Consider the following 15,768-nt stretch of genomic DNA (forward strand, 5'->3'; position numbering starts at 1 on the left):
AGCGAGGCCTGAGCATGTGCGGCATCGCCGGTCTCTTCAGCCCCCGCCAGCCGCCCCGGCGCGAGGAACTCGCCGCCATGGCGCGCGCCCTGCATCACCGTGGCCCGGACGGCCAGGGCGTGTGGCACGACGGGCCGATCGGCCTGGCGCACGCGCGCCTGGCCATCATCGACCTCGATGGCGGCGCCCAGCCCATGGCCAGCGCGGACGGCCGCGTGCAGCTGGTCTTCAACGGCGAAATCTTCAACTACATCGAACTGCGCGCCGAGCTGCGCGCCTTGGGCCGGCACTTCCGCACCGACTCCGACACCGAGGTGCTGCTGCAGGCCTACCAGGCCTGGGGCGATGGCTTCCTGTCGCGCCTGAATGGCCAGTTCGCCATCGGCCTGTGGGACGCCGAGCGGCAGCGCCTGCTGCTGGCTCGCGACGGCGTGGGCATCCGTCCGCTGTTCTGGACGCGGATGGGCGAACGGCTGGCCTTCGCCTCCGAGGCCAAGGCCCTGTTCGCCCTGCCCGCCGTGCCGCGCGCGCTCGACCCGGCCGGCCTGGCCGCCAGCCTGGGCTGGTGGGCGCCGCTGGCGCCGCGCACGGCATTCGATGGCATCCACTGCCTGCCGCCGGGCCACCGCCTGGTGGTGGACGCCGCCGGTGAACACCTCAGCCGCTGGTGGGACTGGGACTTCCCCGACAGCGACCCCTTCGCGCCCGTGGACGAGGACGCGCTGGCCGACCAGCTGCACGCCCTGCTGGTGGACGCCGTGCGCCTGCAGCTGCGCGCCGACGTGCCCGTGGGCGCCTACCTCAGCGGCGGGCTGGACTCGTCCATCCTCACCACCATCATCCGCCGCCACACCGACACGCCGCTGCGTTGCTTCTCGCTCACCTTCGACGAGGCCGAATACGACGAGAGCGCGCACCAGCGCCTGATGGTGCGCCATCTGGACACGCGGCACAGCGCCATCGGCTGCGGCCGGGCGGACATCGCCGCCGCCTTCGCGCGCAGCGTGTGGCACGCCGAAACCCCGCTGGTGCGCACCGCCCCCGCCCCCATGCTGCGCCTGGCCGACAGCGTGCGCGCCGCCGGCTACAAGGTGGTGCTCACCGGCGAAGGCGCGGACGAGGTCTTCGGCGGCTACGACCTGTTCAAGGAAGCCAAGATCCGCCGCTTCGTCGCGCGGCTGCCCGGCTCGGCGCGGCGCGCGCGCGCGGTGGAGCGGCTCTACCCGTGGATGGCGCGCTCGCCCGGCGGCGCCCACAACGTGCTCGCGCAGCGCTTCTTCACCGACAGCCGCGTGCCCGATGGCGACCCCGGCTTCGCCCACCAGACGCGCCTGGCCAGCACGCGCCGCGCCTGGGCCTTCTTCACGCCCGAGTGGCAGCACAGGCTCGCCGCGCACGAGCCCGCCGCGCAATGGCGCGCGCGCGTGCCCGAGGCCTTCGCCCACTGGCAGCCGCTGGCGCGCGACCAGTACACCGAGGCCCACACGCTCATGAGCGGCTACCTGCTGGCCGCGCAGGGCGACCGCATGGCCATGGCGGCGTCCATCGAAGGCCGCTACCCCTTCCTCGACCCGCGGGTCATCGCCTTCGCCGCCGCCCTGCCGCCGCGCCTGAAGATGCGCGGCCTGCGCGAGAAGTTGCTGCTGCGCCAGGCCTTCGCGCGCGAGCTGCCGCCCGCCATCGGCCAGCGCACCAAGCAGCCCTACCGCTCGCCCGACAGCGCCAGCTTTTTCGAGGACGGCCAACCCCTGCCCTGGGTGCGCGAGCTGCTGAGCGAGGGCAGCCTGCGCGAGGCCGGGCTGTTCGACGCACCTGCCGTCGCGCGGCTCAGCGCCAAGTGCGCGGCCGGTCGCGCCATCGGCTTCGCCGACAACATGGCCTTCGTGGGCGTGCTCTCCACCCAGCTGCTGCACCGGCAGTTCGTGCGCGCCGAGGCACCGGCGATGGAGCCGTCATGAGCATGGGCCCTTTCGTGCACAGCGCCTTCGAGGCGCGCTGCCGCGACCAACCCGGCAAGGTGGCCGTGGTGGTGGGCGAGCGGCGCCTGAGCTACGGCGAACTCGCGGCGATGGTCCAGGGCATCGCCGAGACCTTGCAGGTCGAGGGCGTGCGGCCCGGCGATCGCGTGGTGCTGTTGCTGGACAGCGGCGCCGAGTACGTGGCCGCCCTGCACGCGGTGTGGCGCCTGGGCGCGGTGGCGGTGCCGCTGGGTCCGCAGACCAAGGCGGCCAAGCTCGCCCATGTGCTCGCCGACACCGGCGCGCGCGCCCTGCTCACGCAAGCCACGCTGGCAACCGTGTGGACCGCCGCGCTCGCGCAGGCGCCCGAGACGCCGCACGTGTGGGCCCACGGTCCGGTGCCCGCGGCCACGACCGCCCGGCCCTGGCCCCAGCCCGCGCCCATCCCCGCGCCCCTCGCCGGCCCCACCAGCCCCGGCGACCTGGCCACCCTGATCTACACCTCCGGCACCACCGGGCAGCCCAAGGGCGTGATGCTCAGCCACGCCAACATGCTCGCGGCCTGGCGCGCGGTGCAAACCTACCTGCAGCTGCGGCCCGACGACGTCATCGGCCTGGCGCTGCCGCCCAGCTTCAGCTACGGCCTGTACCACGTGGTGATGGGGCTGGGACTGGGTGCCACGCTGGTGCTGGAAAACAGCGCGGCCTTCCCGGCCAGGCTGCTGCAGCGCCTCGCGGCCGAGCGCGTGAGCGTTTTCCCTGGCGTGCCCATGCTCTGGGCCAGCCTGCTGGCGCTGGACCTGGGCGCGCACGACCTGTCCGCCCTGCGCCTCATCACCAACGCCGCCGCCGCCCTGCCGGCCGCGCACACCGCGCAGTTGCGCCAGCGCCTGCCCCGGGCGCGCCTGCTGCTCATGTACGGGCTGACCGAGTGCATGCGCGCGAGCTACCTGCCGCACGACGAGGTGGACATCCGCCCCGACAGCGTGGGCCGCGGCCTGCCCTTCCAAGCCCACTGGCTGATCGACGAGCACGGCCAGCGCCTGCCCAACGGCGGCCTCGGCGCCACCGGCGAGCTGGTGGTGAGCGGTCCGCACGTGAGCCCCGGCTACTGGAACGCGCCGCCCGGCCAGACCGGCCGCATCACCCCAGGCCCGCGCCCCGGCGAACACACCCTGCGCACCGGCGACGTCTTCCGCTGCGACGCGCACGGCTGGCTCTACTGCGTGGGCCGCACCGACGACATGTTCAAGTCGCGCGGCGAGAAGGTCTACCCGCTGGAAGTGGAGCACGCCATCTGCGAACTGCCCGGCGTGCTGGAGGCGGCCGTCGCCCCCATGCCCGACGAACGCCTGGGCCTGGCCGTGAAGGCCCACGTGCGACTGCAGCCCGGCGCCACGCTGAGCGAGCGCGAGGTCATCCGCCACTGCCAGGCCCGCCTGGAAAGCTGGATGGCGCCCAAGGCCGTGGCCTTCGTCGACCAATTGCCCCAAACCGAGTCCGGCAAGCTGCGCCGGCGCGACCTGGCCTGAGCCCTTTTCCCTTGACCCCCCCCAACGAGCACACCACCATGAGCACCATCAAAGCCGAGGTCCGGCGCTACATCGAAGAGAACCTGCTGCTGGGCGCGGGCGCCGTCTCGCCGGGCGACGACGAGTCCTTCCTCGAGCACCAGGTGCTCGACTCCACCGGCTTCCTCGAACTTGTGGCGCACCTGGAGCAGACCTACGGCATCACGATCGGTGACGAGGAAATGGTGCCGGAAAACCTGGATTCGCTGAACGCGATCGAGGCCTTCGTGCTCGGCAAGAAGGCAGCGTCGGTATGAGCGCGGCACCGCTGGGCCCGCAAAGCCTGCACCTCGACTGCGCGGCCGAACTCGCTCGCATCAGCGAATGGATCCCGCGCGTGCTGACGCAGAAGCTGCGCCGCCGCGGCCTGGTGGTGGCCATCAGCGGCGGCATCGACAGCTCGGTCTGCGCCGCGTTGAGCGTGCGTGCCGTGGGCGCGGACAAGGTCTTTGGCCTGTTGCTGCCCGAGCGCGACTCCAGCGGCTTCAGCAGCGAGCGCGGCCGCCTGCTGGCCGAGCACCTGGGCATTCGGTACCAGGTGCACGACATCGCGCCCGCGCTGGAGGCCCTGGGCTGCTACCAGCAGCGCGACGAGGCCATCCGCCGCGTGGTACCGGCCTACGGCGAGGGCTGGAAGAACAAGATCGTGCTCGCGGGCGGGCTGGAGGGCGGCATCAACTTCTTCAGGCTGGTGGTGCAGTCGCCCGAGGGCGAGCAGCAAAGCGTGCGTCTGCCTCCGCGCGAGTACCTGCAGATCGTGGCGGCCACCAACTTCAAGCAGCGCGTGCGCAAGACCATGGAGTACTTCCACGCCGACCGCCTGAACTACGCCGTGGTGGGCACGCCCAACCGGCTGGAGTACGACCAGGGCTTCTTCGTGAAGAACGGCGACGGCTCGGCCGACCTCAAGCCCATCGCCCACCTCTACAAGACCCAGGTCTACGCCATGGCGCGTCACCTGGGCCTGCCCGAGGCGATCTGCAGCGCCGTGCCCACCACCGACACCTACACCCTGCCGCAGGGCCAGGACGAGTTCTACTTCGCCCTGCCCTACGCGCAGATGGACCTGGCGCTGTGGGCGCTGGAGCATGGGCACACGGCCGATGAGCTGGCCGCCGCCCTGAACACCACGCCCGCGCAGGCGCAGCGCGTCTACGACGACATCCGCGCCAAGCGGCGGGCGACGGAGTACCTGGCCGCCGCGGCGGAACGGCTGCCGGCCTGAGTCCGGGCGCCTGGCGAAGCCTTCGCCGGGCGTTTTCGCGGCGGGTTGGCCGGGTTACATTGGCGCCCTCAATCCGGCGCATCAGGAGCCCACCATGCCCAAAGGCGAACAGCGCAGCAACAAGATGGTCAAGAAGCCGAAGAAGGACACCAGCCCGCCGCAGGAAGCCTCGGCCGGGGCCTCGCTGTCCCCCCGCCCCACGCCGCCCGTCACGGCGGTGATGCCCAAGGGCAAGATGAAGAACAAGTAGCCTCGGCACCGGCCACGGCCCGGCCGGCCGCGCGTGCATGGACATCAAGCTCATCGAGGATCTGGCCGCGCTGGAACGCTGCGCGAGCTTCGTCAAGGCGGCCGAGGCCCGCCATGTCACCCATCCCGCCTTCGGGCGGCGCATCCGCGCACTGGAAGACTGGGCGGGCGTGCCCCTGGTGGCCAGCACGCGGGCCCCCGTTCGCCTGACCCCCGAGGGACAGGCCCTGCTCACGCAAAGCGCGCCGCTGCTCGCCGGCCTGCGGCAGTTGCGCACGCAATGGGGCGCGCGCGACCGCGCCGACGGGCAAGGGACCGGTCTGCTGCGCGTGGGCACCGGCCGCACCTTGGCGCGCACCCTGGTGGCCGACTGGCTGGGGCGGCTGCGGGGCACCATCCGTGGCGCCCGGGTGCAGCTGCGCACACAGGCCATGGAAGAGATCTGCGCCACCTTCGAGCGCGGCGAGGTCGATCTGCTGATCTGCTACGAACACCCGGCGCTGTCCTACGGCCTCACGGGGCAGCGCTTTCGCCACATCACCCTGGCCACGGACCGCCTGCTGCCGGTGGCGCGCGTCGACGCCTCGGGCCGCGCGCGCCACGACCTGTTCGATGCCACCTGGATCGGCTACGCACCCAGCCTCACCCTGGGCCGCCTGCTGGAGGACCACCTGGAGGCCACCCGCAGCGGGCAGCAATCGCCGCCCACCATCGTGTGCGACTCCGCCGACGCGGTGCTGGAGCTGGCCATCAAGGGCCTGGGCATGGCCTGGCTGCCCCATTCGCTGACCGCGTCCGCGGTGCGCGCCGGGCTGCTGAAGGTGCTGGGCGGCCGCGGGGACCAGATCCACTTCGAGGTCCGTCTGTACCGGCACCGCGCCCGGCAATCGGACCTGATCGAAGCCGCCTGGGAGCACAGCAATCGCTAGTCGGCACGCATCGGTGCCGATCCGGCACCTTGGTCTCAGACGAGCCACCTAGAGTCCGCTTCACCGCTGCGCCATCGCAGCCAACCAGGAGCGCCGATGAAGTCCCCACTGATCCGCCGCCGTGAGGTTCTGCTTCTCACGGGCGCCGCCGCCACCCTCGGGTGCGCGCCGGCGCTGGCCCAGAGCACCAACTACCCGAATCGCCCGATCACCCTGGTGGTGGGCTACCCCCCAGGCGGCAGCACCGACCTCACGGCGCGCGTGCTGGCAGAGCAGCTGGCCCGCTCGCTGGGCCAGCCGGTCGTGGTCGAAAACGTGGGCGGGGCCGGTGGCGCGCTGGGCGCCCAGCGGGTGGCGCAGGCCACGGCGGACGGCCACACCCTGCTGCTGGGCAGCAACAACGAGATGGCCATCGCCGGCTTGATCAATCCCGCGCTGCGCTATGACCCCGTCAAGCAGTTCACCCCAGTGGGCATGGTCGCCTCGCAGCCCATGGTGCTGGTGGCCAGCCCCAGCGCCGGCATGCCCAACATCGCCGGTTTCATCGAACGCGTGAAGCAGAACCCGGGCAAGTTCAGCTATGGCTCCGCCGGCGTCGGCACCGCCCTCAACCTGGCGGGCGAAATGGTCAAGCAGGCCGCCGGGCTGTTCATCGTTCACATCCCTTACCGCGGCGTGGGCCCGCTGACGACCGATCTGATCGGCGGCCAGGTGGAGCTGGGCGTGTACGTGCTGTCCAGCGGCCTGCCCCAGATCAAGGCGGGCAAGGTGGTGCCACTGGGCGTGACCGAGCGCGAGCGTTCGCCCGTGGCGCCCGACATCCCCGCGCTGGCCGAGACGCCCAGCCTGCGCCATGTGGACATCGGCACCTGGTTCGGCCTGTGGGGGCCCGCGGGCCTGCCGGCGCCCGTCGCGCAGCGCTTGCGCGGCGCCCTGGCCGAGTCGCTCAAGGTGCCCTCCCTGGTGGAAAAGCTGACGGCCTCGGGGGCGACCATTGCCCCGGCCAGCGCGGTATTGGCCGACTTCCAGGCGGCCGAAATCGCCAAGTACCGCCGCATCGTCGACCACGCCGGCATCCGCGTGTGATGCCGCCGCCGTTCGAAATTTCCCCGCCCGACATGGGCCCCTGGCTGGCCGGCAACACCGGCACGCCCGGCGTGTGGCGTTGGACAGCCAGCGAGCCCGGTCGCCGGGTGATGGTGAGTGCGCTCGTCCACGGCAACGAGCTGTGCGGCGCCTGGGCGGTGCGCGACCTGCTGGCCAGCGGCTTGAGGCCGCGCCGCGGAACGCTCACCGTGGCGCTGGCCAACCTCGACGCCTTCGCGCGCTTCAACCCGCAAAGGCCCCATGTGTCGCGCTGCGTGCACACCGACATGAACCGCCTGTGGGGGGACATGCCCTGGCGCCACGACGGCACCGAGCTGGCGTCCGAGCACCGGCGGGTGCTGGAACTGCAACCCCATGTGGAGGCCAGCGATTGGCTGCTGGATCTGCACTCCATGCACGAGCCGGGCCCGCCGCTGGCGCTCACCGGGCCGCTCGCGCACCACGCCAGCCGGGCGGCCGCCCTGGGACTGGGTGCCCTGCGGGTGGCCGACCCCGGTCACAAGGCGGGCGTTCGTCTGCGCGACCATGGCCGCTTCGGCCGGGCCGATGCGCCGGACGCCTTCGCCTTGCTGGTGGAATGCGGCTACCACGGCGCACGGGCATCGGTGACCGTCGCCCGCGACGCGCTCGCGCGCTTTCTCGATCTCAGCGGCGTGGTGGATGCGCAGGACATGCCGGCCGGCTGGCGCCAGCCCCATGCCCATGGCAGCGGCCCCTTGCTGGAGGTCACCGACGCCGTGACCGTGGCGCCCCACTCGGTGCCGGCGTTCACGAAGCCCTGGAAAAGCGGCGACCGGATCGCCAAGGCGGGCACCCTGATCGGGTGGAACGCGGCGCTGCCGGTCATCACGCCCTACGACGATTGCGTGCTGGTGATGCCCACGCTGCTGCACGCGCGGCCCGGCGCCACGCTGGTCCGCTTCGCCCGCACCACGCCCTAGGCGGGTTGGCCCGCCGGCAGCACCAGCAGCGCGCGGAAGTCGTTCACGTTGGTGTGCGTGGGCCCGGTGATCACCAGGTCGCCCAGCGGCTCGAAAAAGCCGTAGGCGTCGTTGCGCTCCAGGTGCTGGCCCACCTTCAGGCCTTTCGCCGCCGCGCGCGCCAGGGTGTCGGGCGTGACCAGCGCACCCGCGTTGTCCTCGATGCCGTCGATGCCGTCGGTGTCGGCCGCAATGGCCCACACGTTCGCCTGCCCGCCCAGGGCCTGGGCCAGGCCCAGGCAGAACTCGCCCGCGCGCCCGCCGCGCCCTCTGGGCTGGCCCTCGGCGCGCGGGCGCACCGTGACCGTGGTCTCGCCACCGCTGAGCAGCACGCAGGGCGCCTGGAACGCGCTGCGGCCCAGGGCCACCGAGCGCGCCAGCGCCGCATGCACCTTGCCCACCTCGCGCGATTCGCCTTCGATCTCGTCGCTGAGGATGTGCGCGGCCAGCCCGAGCGCGCGCGCGGCCTCGGCCGCGGCCTCCAGGCTTTGCTGCGGCGTGGCGATCAGGCGCGTGTCGTGGCCGGCCAGGCGCGGATCGCCCGGCTTGGGCGTTTCCAGCGCGCCCGATTCGAGGGCGGCGCGCACCGGCGCCGGCACGGCGATGCGGTAGCGGTCCAGGATGGCGAGCGCGTCGGCGCAGGTGCTGGCGTCGGCCACGGTGGGGCCGCTGGCGATCACGCTCACGTCGTCGCCGGGCACGTCGCTGATGGTGAGCGTGACCACCTGCGCGGGCGCGCAGGCCGCCGCCAGCCGCCCGCCCTTGATGCGCGAGAGGTGCTTGCGCACGGTGTTCATCTCGCCGATGTGCGCGCCGCTGTCCAGCAGCTCGCGGTTGATGCGCTGCTTGTCCTGCAGCGTGAGGCCTTCGCAGGGCAGCGTGAGCAGGGCCGAGCCGCCGCCCGAGATGAGGCACAGCACCAGGTCATCGGCCGTGAGGCCTTGAACGAGTTGCAGGATGCGCTGCGCGGCCGCCAGGCCGGCCGCGTCGGGCACGGGGTGCGAGGCCTCCACCACCTCGATGCGCTCGAGCAGCCCCTCGGGTCGCGGCGGCGTGTGGTGGTAGCGCGTGACCACCAGGCCCGACAGCGGCGCCTCGGCCGGCCACAGCGCCTCCACCGCCTGGGCCATGGCGCCACCGGCCTTGCCCGCGCCGATGACCACCGTGCGCCCCTTGGGCGGCGGCGGCAGGAAGGCCGCGGTGTTGTGCAGGGGCAGCGCGCGGCGCACGGCGGCGTCGTACAGGTGGCGCAGCAGGGCGCGGGGGTCTTGGGTGGCGAAGGTCATGTCGGGCAGGGCTGGGTGGGAGGTATCGCGGCCAGCCGGCATTGTCCACAAGGCCGCGAGGGCCGCGGGGAACGGCGTGCGTCGGCACCTGGCCCCGACACCCCCGCCCGAAGGACCTGGAAAGGAACGCGCCTCAGGCCGCGCCGGGCCAGCGCAGCGGGCGCTCCTCGAACTCCGTGCTCAGCACCACCGTGCTGGTGGTGCGCGCCACGCCCGGAATGGCCTTGATGGCGTAGAGCACGTCTTCCAGCGCGCGCGCGTGCGTGGTGCGCAGCTTGGCCATGAAGTCGTACTCGCCGGCCACGCTGTGCAGCTCCAGCACCTCGGGCAGCTCGCGCAGGCGCGGCGCGATCTCGCGGCAGTGCACGCCGCCGTCGTTGCGGATGGCGACGAAGGCGGTGAAGTGCAGGCCCACGCGCTCTGGGTCCACGCGCAGCGAAAAGCGCTCGATCACGCCGCGCTCGACCATCTTCTTCACCCGCTCGTGCACGGCCGCCGTGGACAGGCCCACCTCGGCCGCCACGTCGGCATAGGAGCGGCGGCTGTCGGCGCTCAGCGCCGTAAGAATTCCGGCGTCGATGCCATCGAGCTGAATATTTGCTTGCATGCGAGCCCAACTCTGATAAAAATACGAACCCTCGGCCAATCGCCGGAAATCTTACGACACAGGTGGCCGCATGCCGTCCATTTTCAACCGATTCGGGGCGGACAACGCCTCCTGGCGCCTCGCCCTGGCGCTGCTGATCGTCTACCTCGTCTGGGGTACCACCTACTTCGCGCTGGCCGTGGCCATGCAGACCCTGCCGCCAGTGCTCATGAACGGGGCCCGTTTCATCGCGGCCGGCCTGGCCATGCTGGCCATCGCCCGCTGGCGGGGCCTGGCCTGGCCCACGGCGGCGCAGTGGCGCGCCAGCGCGCTCATCGGCGGGCTGATGGCCTTCGCCGCCATGGCCCTGGTGGTGCTGGCCCAGCAGGCCGGCATCGGCTCCGGGCTGATGGCCACGGTGGTGACCACCATGCCCATGTGGCTGGCGCTGTGGACGCGCTGGGGCGGCGAGCGCGTGCCGCTGACCAGCTGGCTGGGCCTGGTGCTGGGCGCGGCGGGCGCCGCGTTGCTGGCACTGGAGGGCGACTTCTCCACCACCCTGCTGGGCACGCTGTGCGCCTTCGGCGCGCCACTGGCCTGGAGCCTGGGCTCCTATGCCTCGCGCAAGCTCGCGCTGCCGCCACCGGCCATGGCCTCGGCCGCGCAGTGGCTGCTGGGCGGCCTGCTGTGCACGCTGGCCGCGCTGCTGTTCGAGCCGGGCGCGCGCGGCTTCCAATGGGCGCAGGTGTCGGTGGCCTCGGCCCTGGCCTGGCTCTACCTGGTGGTGATGGGCACCATGGTCACGCTCAACGCCTACCTGTGGCTGCTGAAGAACACCAGCGCCGCGCTGGCGGGCAGCTACTCCTTCGTGAACCCGGTGGTGGCCCTGGCGGTGGGCGTGGGCTTCGGCGGCGAGCGGCTCACGGGCTGGGTGTTCGTCGCCCTGCCCCTGATCGGCGCGGCGCTGGCGCTGATCCTCTACGGCCGGCCGGTGGTGGACGCCGCCGGCGCGCTGTGGCGGCGGCTCGCGCCTTCTCAGGCCAGGACCTGAAGCAACCAGCGGTTGAGGTCGCCCACTTCCTCGGGGCACACGCTGTGGCCCATGGGGTAGCTGTGCCATTGCACCGGGTGGCCCAGCGCCAGCAGGGCGTCGCGCGAGGCCTCGCCGCGCGCGGGCACCACGATGTCGTCCGCATCGCCGTGCGCCATGAAGATGGGCAGGCCGGCGTTGGCCCCGCTGCGCTCGGCCGCCGTGCGATCGGGCAGCGGCAGGTAGCCCGAGAGCGCCACCAGCCCGGCCAGGCGCTGTGGCGCGCGCAGGCCGGTGAGCAGCGTCATGGCGCAGCCCTGCGAAAAACCCATCAGCACGATGCGCGAGGCCGGCACGCCCATGCCGATCTCGCGGTCGATGAGCGCCTGCACCTGCGCCTGGGAGGCGCGCAGGCCGGCCTCGTCCTCGCGGCGCGGCTGGCCGGGGTCGGCCAGCGGCGGGTAGATGTCGTACCAGGCGCGCATGGCGTAGCCGCCGTTCAGCGTGACGGGCCGCACCGGCGCGCTGGGAAAGACGAAGCGCACCGGGCCGACGGCCGACAGGTCCAGCATCTGCGCCACCGGCACGAAGTCGTTGCCATCGGCACCCAGGCCGTGCAGCACGATGAGGCTGGCCGCGGTGGGCGCGTCGGGCGCGCCCGAGCGGCCTTCGAGCCGCTCGAGTTCGAGGGGGGTGTCGTTCATGGGATGGCAGCATAGCCGCGCGCCCCCGACAATGCGCCGCATGACCCCCGAGACCCTGCTGCACCACGTCGACACCGGCCGGCCCTGGGCCGCGCGCCTGAGCACCCGCCCCGGCTACGGCCTGGACACCGCCTACGCCGACGCCCTGGCCGTGCGCGCGCTGCGCGTGGCGCGTGGCGAGCGGCCCCTGGGCTACAAGGTGGGCTTCACCAACCGCGGCATCTGGCCGGTCTACAACGTCTACGCACCCATCTGGGGCAGCGTATACGACAGCACCGTGGTGTTCTGCGACGGTGAGGGCCGGCTCGACCTGTCCCACACCTGCGAGCCGCGCATCGAGCCCGAGGCGGTGTTCGGCTTGCGCTCGGCGCCCGCCGCCGAGGCCTCCATCGGCGATCTTTTCGACGCCCTGGAATGGGTCGCGCCGGGCTTCGAGATCGTGCAGTCGCACCTGGCGGGCTGGAAGTTCGAGGCCCCCGACACCGTGGCGGACGGCGGCCTGCACGCGCGCCTGCTGGTGGGCCGGCGGATGCCGGTGCGCGAGATCGCAGCCGACGCCGCCGGCCTGGACGCCGCCCTGGCCGGCGCGGGTGTGGTGCTGGCGCGCGACGGCCAGGCGCTGGACCGGGGCAAGGGCGCGGCCGTGCTCGACGGCCCCGTGCAGGCCCTGTGGCACTTCGTGCAGGCGCAGCGCGCCTGCCCCGGCGCGCCGGCGCTGCGAGCGGGCGACATCGTCACCACCGGCACCTGGACCGACGCCTGGCCTGTCGCCCCGGGCCAGGTCTGGCACGGCGCCTTCGATGCGCCGCTGTCGCCGCTGTCGCCGCTGAGCCTGCGGCTGGAGTGAGCTCCCCAATCCAGGGGGGACACGGGGAAAACCCACTGAGGAAATCGCGCACCGCTCGCTAGGCTGGCCGGGTTTCAGACACCAAGGAGACCCGTCCATGAGCGAGAAGATCGCGCCCGCGCTGCTGGCCCTGCAACGCCTGTACGACTGGGAGACCAAGGCGCCCGCGCGCGTGGCCCTCACGCAGCCCATGGGCGGCGGCGTGGTGCACGACTTCACCTGGGCCCAGGTGGCCGACCAGGTGCGCCGCATGGCCGCGCACCTGCAGGCCCAGGGCTGGGAACCCGGCAGCAAGGTCGCCATCCTGTCCAAGAACTGCGCCTGGTGGATGATGAGCGACCTGGCGATCTGGATGGCCGGGCACGTGTCGGTGCCGCTGTACCCCACGCTCGCGCCCGAGACCATCCGCCAGATCCTCACGCACAGCGAGTCCAAGGCCCTGTTCGTGGGCAAGCTCGACGGCTGGGACGGCATGAAGCCGGGCGTGCCCGCCGGCATGCCCTGCATCAGCTACCCGCTGTCGCCGGTGGATGCGATCCAGGACTACGACGGCTGGGACGCCATCTGCGCGCGCACCGAGCCGCTCCAGGGCCAGCCCGTGCGTGCCGAGGACGATCTCGCCACGCTGATCTACACCTCGGGCACCACCGGCCTGCCCAAGGGCGTGATGCACAGCTTCGGCAACTTCGCCTGGGCCATCGACCGCGGCCTGCAGCGCATCCCGCTCACGGCCAAGGACCGCATGCTGAGCTACCTGCCGCTGGCCCATGTGGTGGAGCGCATGCTGGTCGAGCACGGCTGGCTGCGCACGGGCATGCACGTGTTCTTCGCCGAATCGCTGGACACCTTCGCGGCCGACCTGCAGCGCGCGCGGCCCACGGTGTTCTTCTCGGTCCCGCGTCTGTGGGTCAAGTTCCAGCAGGGCATCCACGCCAAGATGCCGCCGGCCAAGCTGGAGCGGCTGCTGCGCATTCCCCTGCTGGGCGGCATCGTGCGCCGCAAGATCCAGAAGGCCCTGGGTCTGGACCAGTGCCAGTTCGCCGCCGGCGGCGCCGCGCCCATGCCGCCCGCGCTGCTGCAGTGGTACGCCCAGTTGGGCATCCCCATCAACGAGGGCTACGGCATGACCGAAAACCTCGCGCTCTCGCACATCACCGAACCGGGCAAGAACCAGCGTGGCACGGTGGGCCCCCCCTACCCCGGCGTGGAGCAGCGCCTGGACCCGCAGACCGGCGAAATCCAGATGCGCAGCCAGGCGCTGATGCAGGGCTACTACAAGGAACCCGAGAAGAGCCGCGAGGCCTTCACCGAGGACGGCTGGCTGCGGACCGGCGACAAGGGCAGCATCGACGCCGCCGGCCTGCTGAGCATCACCGGCCGCGTGAAGGACCTGTTCAAGACCGGCAAGGGCAAGTACGTGGCGCCCGCGCCCATCGAGGACAAGCTGGTCATGCACGAGGCGGTGGAGGCCTGCGTGGTGACGGGCGCCAACCTGGGCCAGCCGCTGGGCATCTGCATGCTCAGCCCCGAGGCGTCCGCGAAGGCGAAGAACGCCGACGAACGCGCCGCGCTGGAGCGCTCGCTGGCCGAGCACCGGGCGGCCATCAACGCCACCCTCGACCCGCACGAGCAGATGCAATGCCTGGTCGTGGTGTCCACGCCCTGGACGGTGGACAACGACATGATCACGCCGACCTTCAAGGTCAAGCGCAACCGCATCGAGGACGTGTACGCCCGCCACTACGAGAAGTGGGAGGTCACCGGCAAGCCGGTGATCTGGGCCGACTGATCCGCCAGCGGCCTGCACTACGATCGCGGCATGCACATCCTGCTCACCGGCGCCGCCGGCTTCATCGGCATGCACACCGCGCTGCGGCTGCTCGCGCGCGGCGACACCGTCACCGGCATCGACAACCTCAACGACTACTACGACCCGGCGCTCAAGCAGGCCCGGCTGGAGCGGCTGCGGCCGCACGCCCAGTTCCGCTTCGAGCGCCTGGACCTGGCCGACCGCGCCGGCATGGAGGCGCTGTTCGCGCGCCAGCGCTTCGACGCCGTGGTGCACCTCGCCGCGCAGGCCGGCGTGCGCTACTCCATCACGAATCCGCACGCCTACCTGGAGAGCAACCTCACCGGCTTCGGCCACGTGCTCGAAGGTTGCCGCGCCCAGGGCCTGGGGCACCTGGTCTACGCCTCCAGTTCCAGCGTCTACGGCGGCAACACCAAGATGCCGTTCGAGGAGAGCGACCCGGTCGACCACCCCGTGAGCCTGTACGCCGCCACCAAGAAGGCCAACGAGCTGATGGCGCACACCTACAGCCACCTCTACCGGCTGCCCGCCACCGGCCTGCGCTTCTTCACGGTGTACGGGCCCTGGGGCCGGCCCGACATGGCCTACTTCTCCTTCACCAAGGCCGTGCTCGAAGGCCGCACCATCGACGTCTTCAACCACGGCGACATGAAGCGCGACTTCACCTGGATCGACGACATCGTCGAGGGCCTGCTGCGCGTGCTCGACAAGCCCGCCACGCCCGAGAGCGAGGGTGGCGCGCCGCACCGCGTGTTCAACATCGGCAACCACGACCCGGTGCAGCTGATGGAGTTCATCGCCTGCATCGAGCGCGCCACCGGCCGCGAGGCCAGCAAGCGGCTGCTGCCCATGCAGCCCGGCGACGTGCCCGCCACCTACGCGAGCACCAAGGCCCTGAACGACTGGGTGGGCTTCGCCCCGGCCACGCCGCTGGCCGAGGGCATTGAGCGCTTCGTGCGCTGGTACCGCGACTACTACAAGGTCTGAGGCGCGGCCTCGGGCGCCAGACCCACCAGGCGCTCGATCACGCGCGGCGCGGCGCGCTCGCACATGGCCATCACGTTCTCGAAGCCTTGCAGGGGGCCGTAGTAGGGGTCGGGAACCTCGTCGAACCCCAGACCCGCGTAATCCAGGAACAGGTGCAGCTTGTGCGCCTGCGGTGGCGGGCAGCGGCGCCGCAGCTGCGCAAGATTGCCTTCGTCCATGGCGAGGATGGCGTCGAAGCGCTCGAAATCCTCGGGCCGCACGGCGCGCGCCCGCTCGGCGTCGATGGCCACGTAGCCGCGTGCGCGCGCCAGCTTGACCGCGCGGCTGTCGGCGCGCTCACCCGTGTGGCCGCCGTACACGCCCGCCGAATCCACCGCGACGCGCCCTTGCAGGCCGCGGCGTTCCACCTCGGCCTGCAACACCGCGCTGGCCATGGGCGAGCGGCAGATATTGCCCATGCAGACCACCAGTACCCGTTGAACCTGTTGCATGGGTCCGA

16 protein-coding genes are annotated in these 15,768 nt (G+C 72.1%); 12 read left to right on the plus strand and 4 right to left on the minus strand.

Annotation, left to right across the window (positions count from 1 at the left end):
* The first annotated feature begins 14 nt into the window (after window positions 1-14).
* The 8 genes from asnB to DY262_RS06975 all read left to right on the plus strand — a co-directional run bounded on the left by asnB (window position 15) and on the right by DY262_RS06975 (window position 7,980).
* Complete coding sequence (gene asnB, locus DY262_RS06945; protein WP_116958223.1) at window positions 15-1,958, plus strand: asparagine synthase (glutamine-hydrolyzing); 1,944 nt, start codon at window positions 15-17, stop codon at window positions 1,956-1,958.
* Entirely contained in the window at window positions 1,955-3,490 is a 1,536-nt protein-coding gene (locus DY262_RS06950; RefSeq protein ID WP_245980860.1) for a class I adenylate-forming enzyme family protein, read from the plus strand. The genes asnB and DY262_RS06950 overlap by 4 nt, the downstream gene beginning before the upstream one ends.
* Before the next feature lie 38 nt (window positions 3,491-3,528).
* Complete coding sequence (locus tag DY262_RS06955) at window positions 3,529-3,786, plus strand: acyl carrier protein (protein ID WP_116958524.1); 258 nt, start codon at window positions 3,529-3,531, stop codon at window positions 3,784-3,786.
* Window positions 3,783-4,754 (plus strand): NAD(+) synthase, encoded by a 972-nt coding sequence (gene nadE, locus DY262_RS06960; RefSeq protein WP_116958224.1) that lies wholly within the window; start codon window positions 3,783-3,785, stop codon window positions 4,752-4,754. Before DY262_RS06955 ends, nadE begins: the two co-directional genes overlap by 4 nt.
* A 94-nt stretch (window positions 4,755-4,848) precedes the next feature.
* Entirely contained in the window at window positions 4,849-5,004 is a 156-nt protein-coding gene (locus tag DY262_RS21765) for a hypothetical protein (protein WP_175442831.1), read from the plus strand.
* A gap of 37 nt (window positions 5,005-5,041) precedes the next feature.
* Complete coding sequence (locus DY262_RS06965) at window positions 5,042-5,932, plus strand: LysR family transcriptional regulator (protein WP_116958225.1); 891 nt, start codon at window positions 5,042-5,044, stop codon at window positions 5,930-5,932.
* A gap of 96 nt (window positions 5,933-6,028) precedes the next feature.
* Window positions 6,029-7,018: a Bug family tripartite tricarboxylate transporter substrate binding protein gene (locus tag DY262_RS06970; RefSeq protein WP_116958226.1), complete on the plus strand. Its 990-nt coding sequence runs from the start codon at window positions 6,029-6,031 to the stop codon at window positions 7,016-7,018.
* A 32-nt stretch (window positions 7,019-7,050) separates the two neighbouring features.
* Window positions 7,051-7,980, plus strand: coding sequence for a M14 family metallopeptidase (locus DY262_RS06975; RefSeq protein WP_245980862.1), 930 nt, complete (start codon window positions 7,051-7,053; stop codon window positions 7,978-7,980).
* Here the strand turns inward: DY262_RS06975 and DY262_RS06980 are convergent.
* Together DY262_RS06980 and DY262_RS06985 are read right to left on the minus strand one after the other, a co-directional pair.
* Window positions 7,977-9,305, minus strand: a complete 1,329-nt coding sequence (locus DY262_RS06980) for a glycerate kinase type-2 family protein (RefSeq protein WP_116958228.1) — start codon at window positions 9,303-9,305, stop codon at window positions 7,977-7,979. The genes DY262_RS06975 and DY262_RS06980 overlap by 4 nt on opposite strands.
* A 133-nt stretch (window positions 9,306-9,438) precedes the next feature.
* Window positions 9,439-9,912 (minus strand): Lrp/AsnC family transcriptional regulator, encoded by a 474-nt coding sequence (locus DY262_RS06985; protein ID WP_181936438.1) that lies wholly within the window; start codon window positions 9,910-9,912, stop codon window positions 9,439-9,441.
* A 70-nt stretch (window positions 9,913-9,982) separates the two neighbouring features.
* Between DY262_RS06985 and DY262_RS06990 the strand changes: the two genes are divergently transcribed.
* Window positions 9,983-10,942, plus strand: a complete 960-nt coding sequence (locus DY262_RS06990; RefSeq protein WP_116958229.1) for an EamA family transporter — start codon at window positions 9,983-9,985, stop codon at window positions 10,940-10,942.
* Here the strand turns inward: DY262_RS06990 and DY262_RS06995 are convergent.
* Entirely contained in the window at window positions 10,927-11,625 is a 699-nt protein-coding gene (locus DY262_RS06995; RefSeq protein WP_116958230.1) for an alpha/beta hydrolase, read from the minus strand. The genes DY262_RS06990 and DY262_RS06995 overlap by 16 nt on opposite strands.
* Before the next feature lie 40 nt (window positions 11,626-11,665).
* Here DY262_RS06995 and DY262_RS07000 point away from each other — a divergent pair, with 40 nt between their 5' ends.
* The 3 genes from DY262_RS07000 (at window position 11,666) to DY262_RS07010 (ending at window position 15,269) form a co-directional block, all read left to right on the plus strand.
* On the plus strand, window positions 11,666-12,472 hold the full coding sequence (locus DY262_RS07000) for a 2-keto-4-pentenoate hydratase (protein WP_116958231.1): 807 nt from the start codon (window positions 11,666-11,668) through the stop codon (window positions 12,470-12,472).
* Window positions 12,473-12,569: 97 nt separating this feature from the next.
* Window positions 12,570-14,261, plus strand: coding sequence for an AMP-binding protein (locus DY262_RS07005; protein WP_116958232.1), 1,692 nt, complete (start codon window positions 12,570-12,572; stop codon window positions 14,259-14,261).
* 30 nt (window positions 14,262-14,291) lie between these two features.
* Entirely contained in the window at window positions 14,292-15,269 is a 978-nt protein-coding gene (locus tag DY262_RS07010; protein WP_116958233.1) for an NAD-dependent epimerase, read from the plus strand.
* On the opposite strand, the gene DY262_RS07015 is transcribed toward DY262_RS07010, so the two are convergent.
* Window positions 15,257-15,760, minus strand: a complete 504-nt coding sequence (locus DY262_RS07015; RefSeq protein WP_245980864.1) for a low molecular weight protein-tyrosine-phosphatase — start codon at window positions 15,758-15,760, stop codon at window positions 15,257-15,259. The two genes, DY262_RS07010 and DY262_RS07015, sit on opposite strands and share 13 nt — an antisense overlap.
* Window positions 15,761-15,768: the final 8 nt, after the last annotated feature.

It is taken from the genome of Hydrogenophaga borbori (assembly GCF_003417535.1).
GTDB classification, from domain to species: domain Bacteria; phylum Pseudomonadota; class Gammaproteobacteria; order Burkholderiales; family Burkholderiaceae_C; genus Hydrogenophaga; species Hydrogenophaga borbori.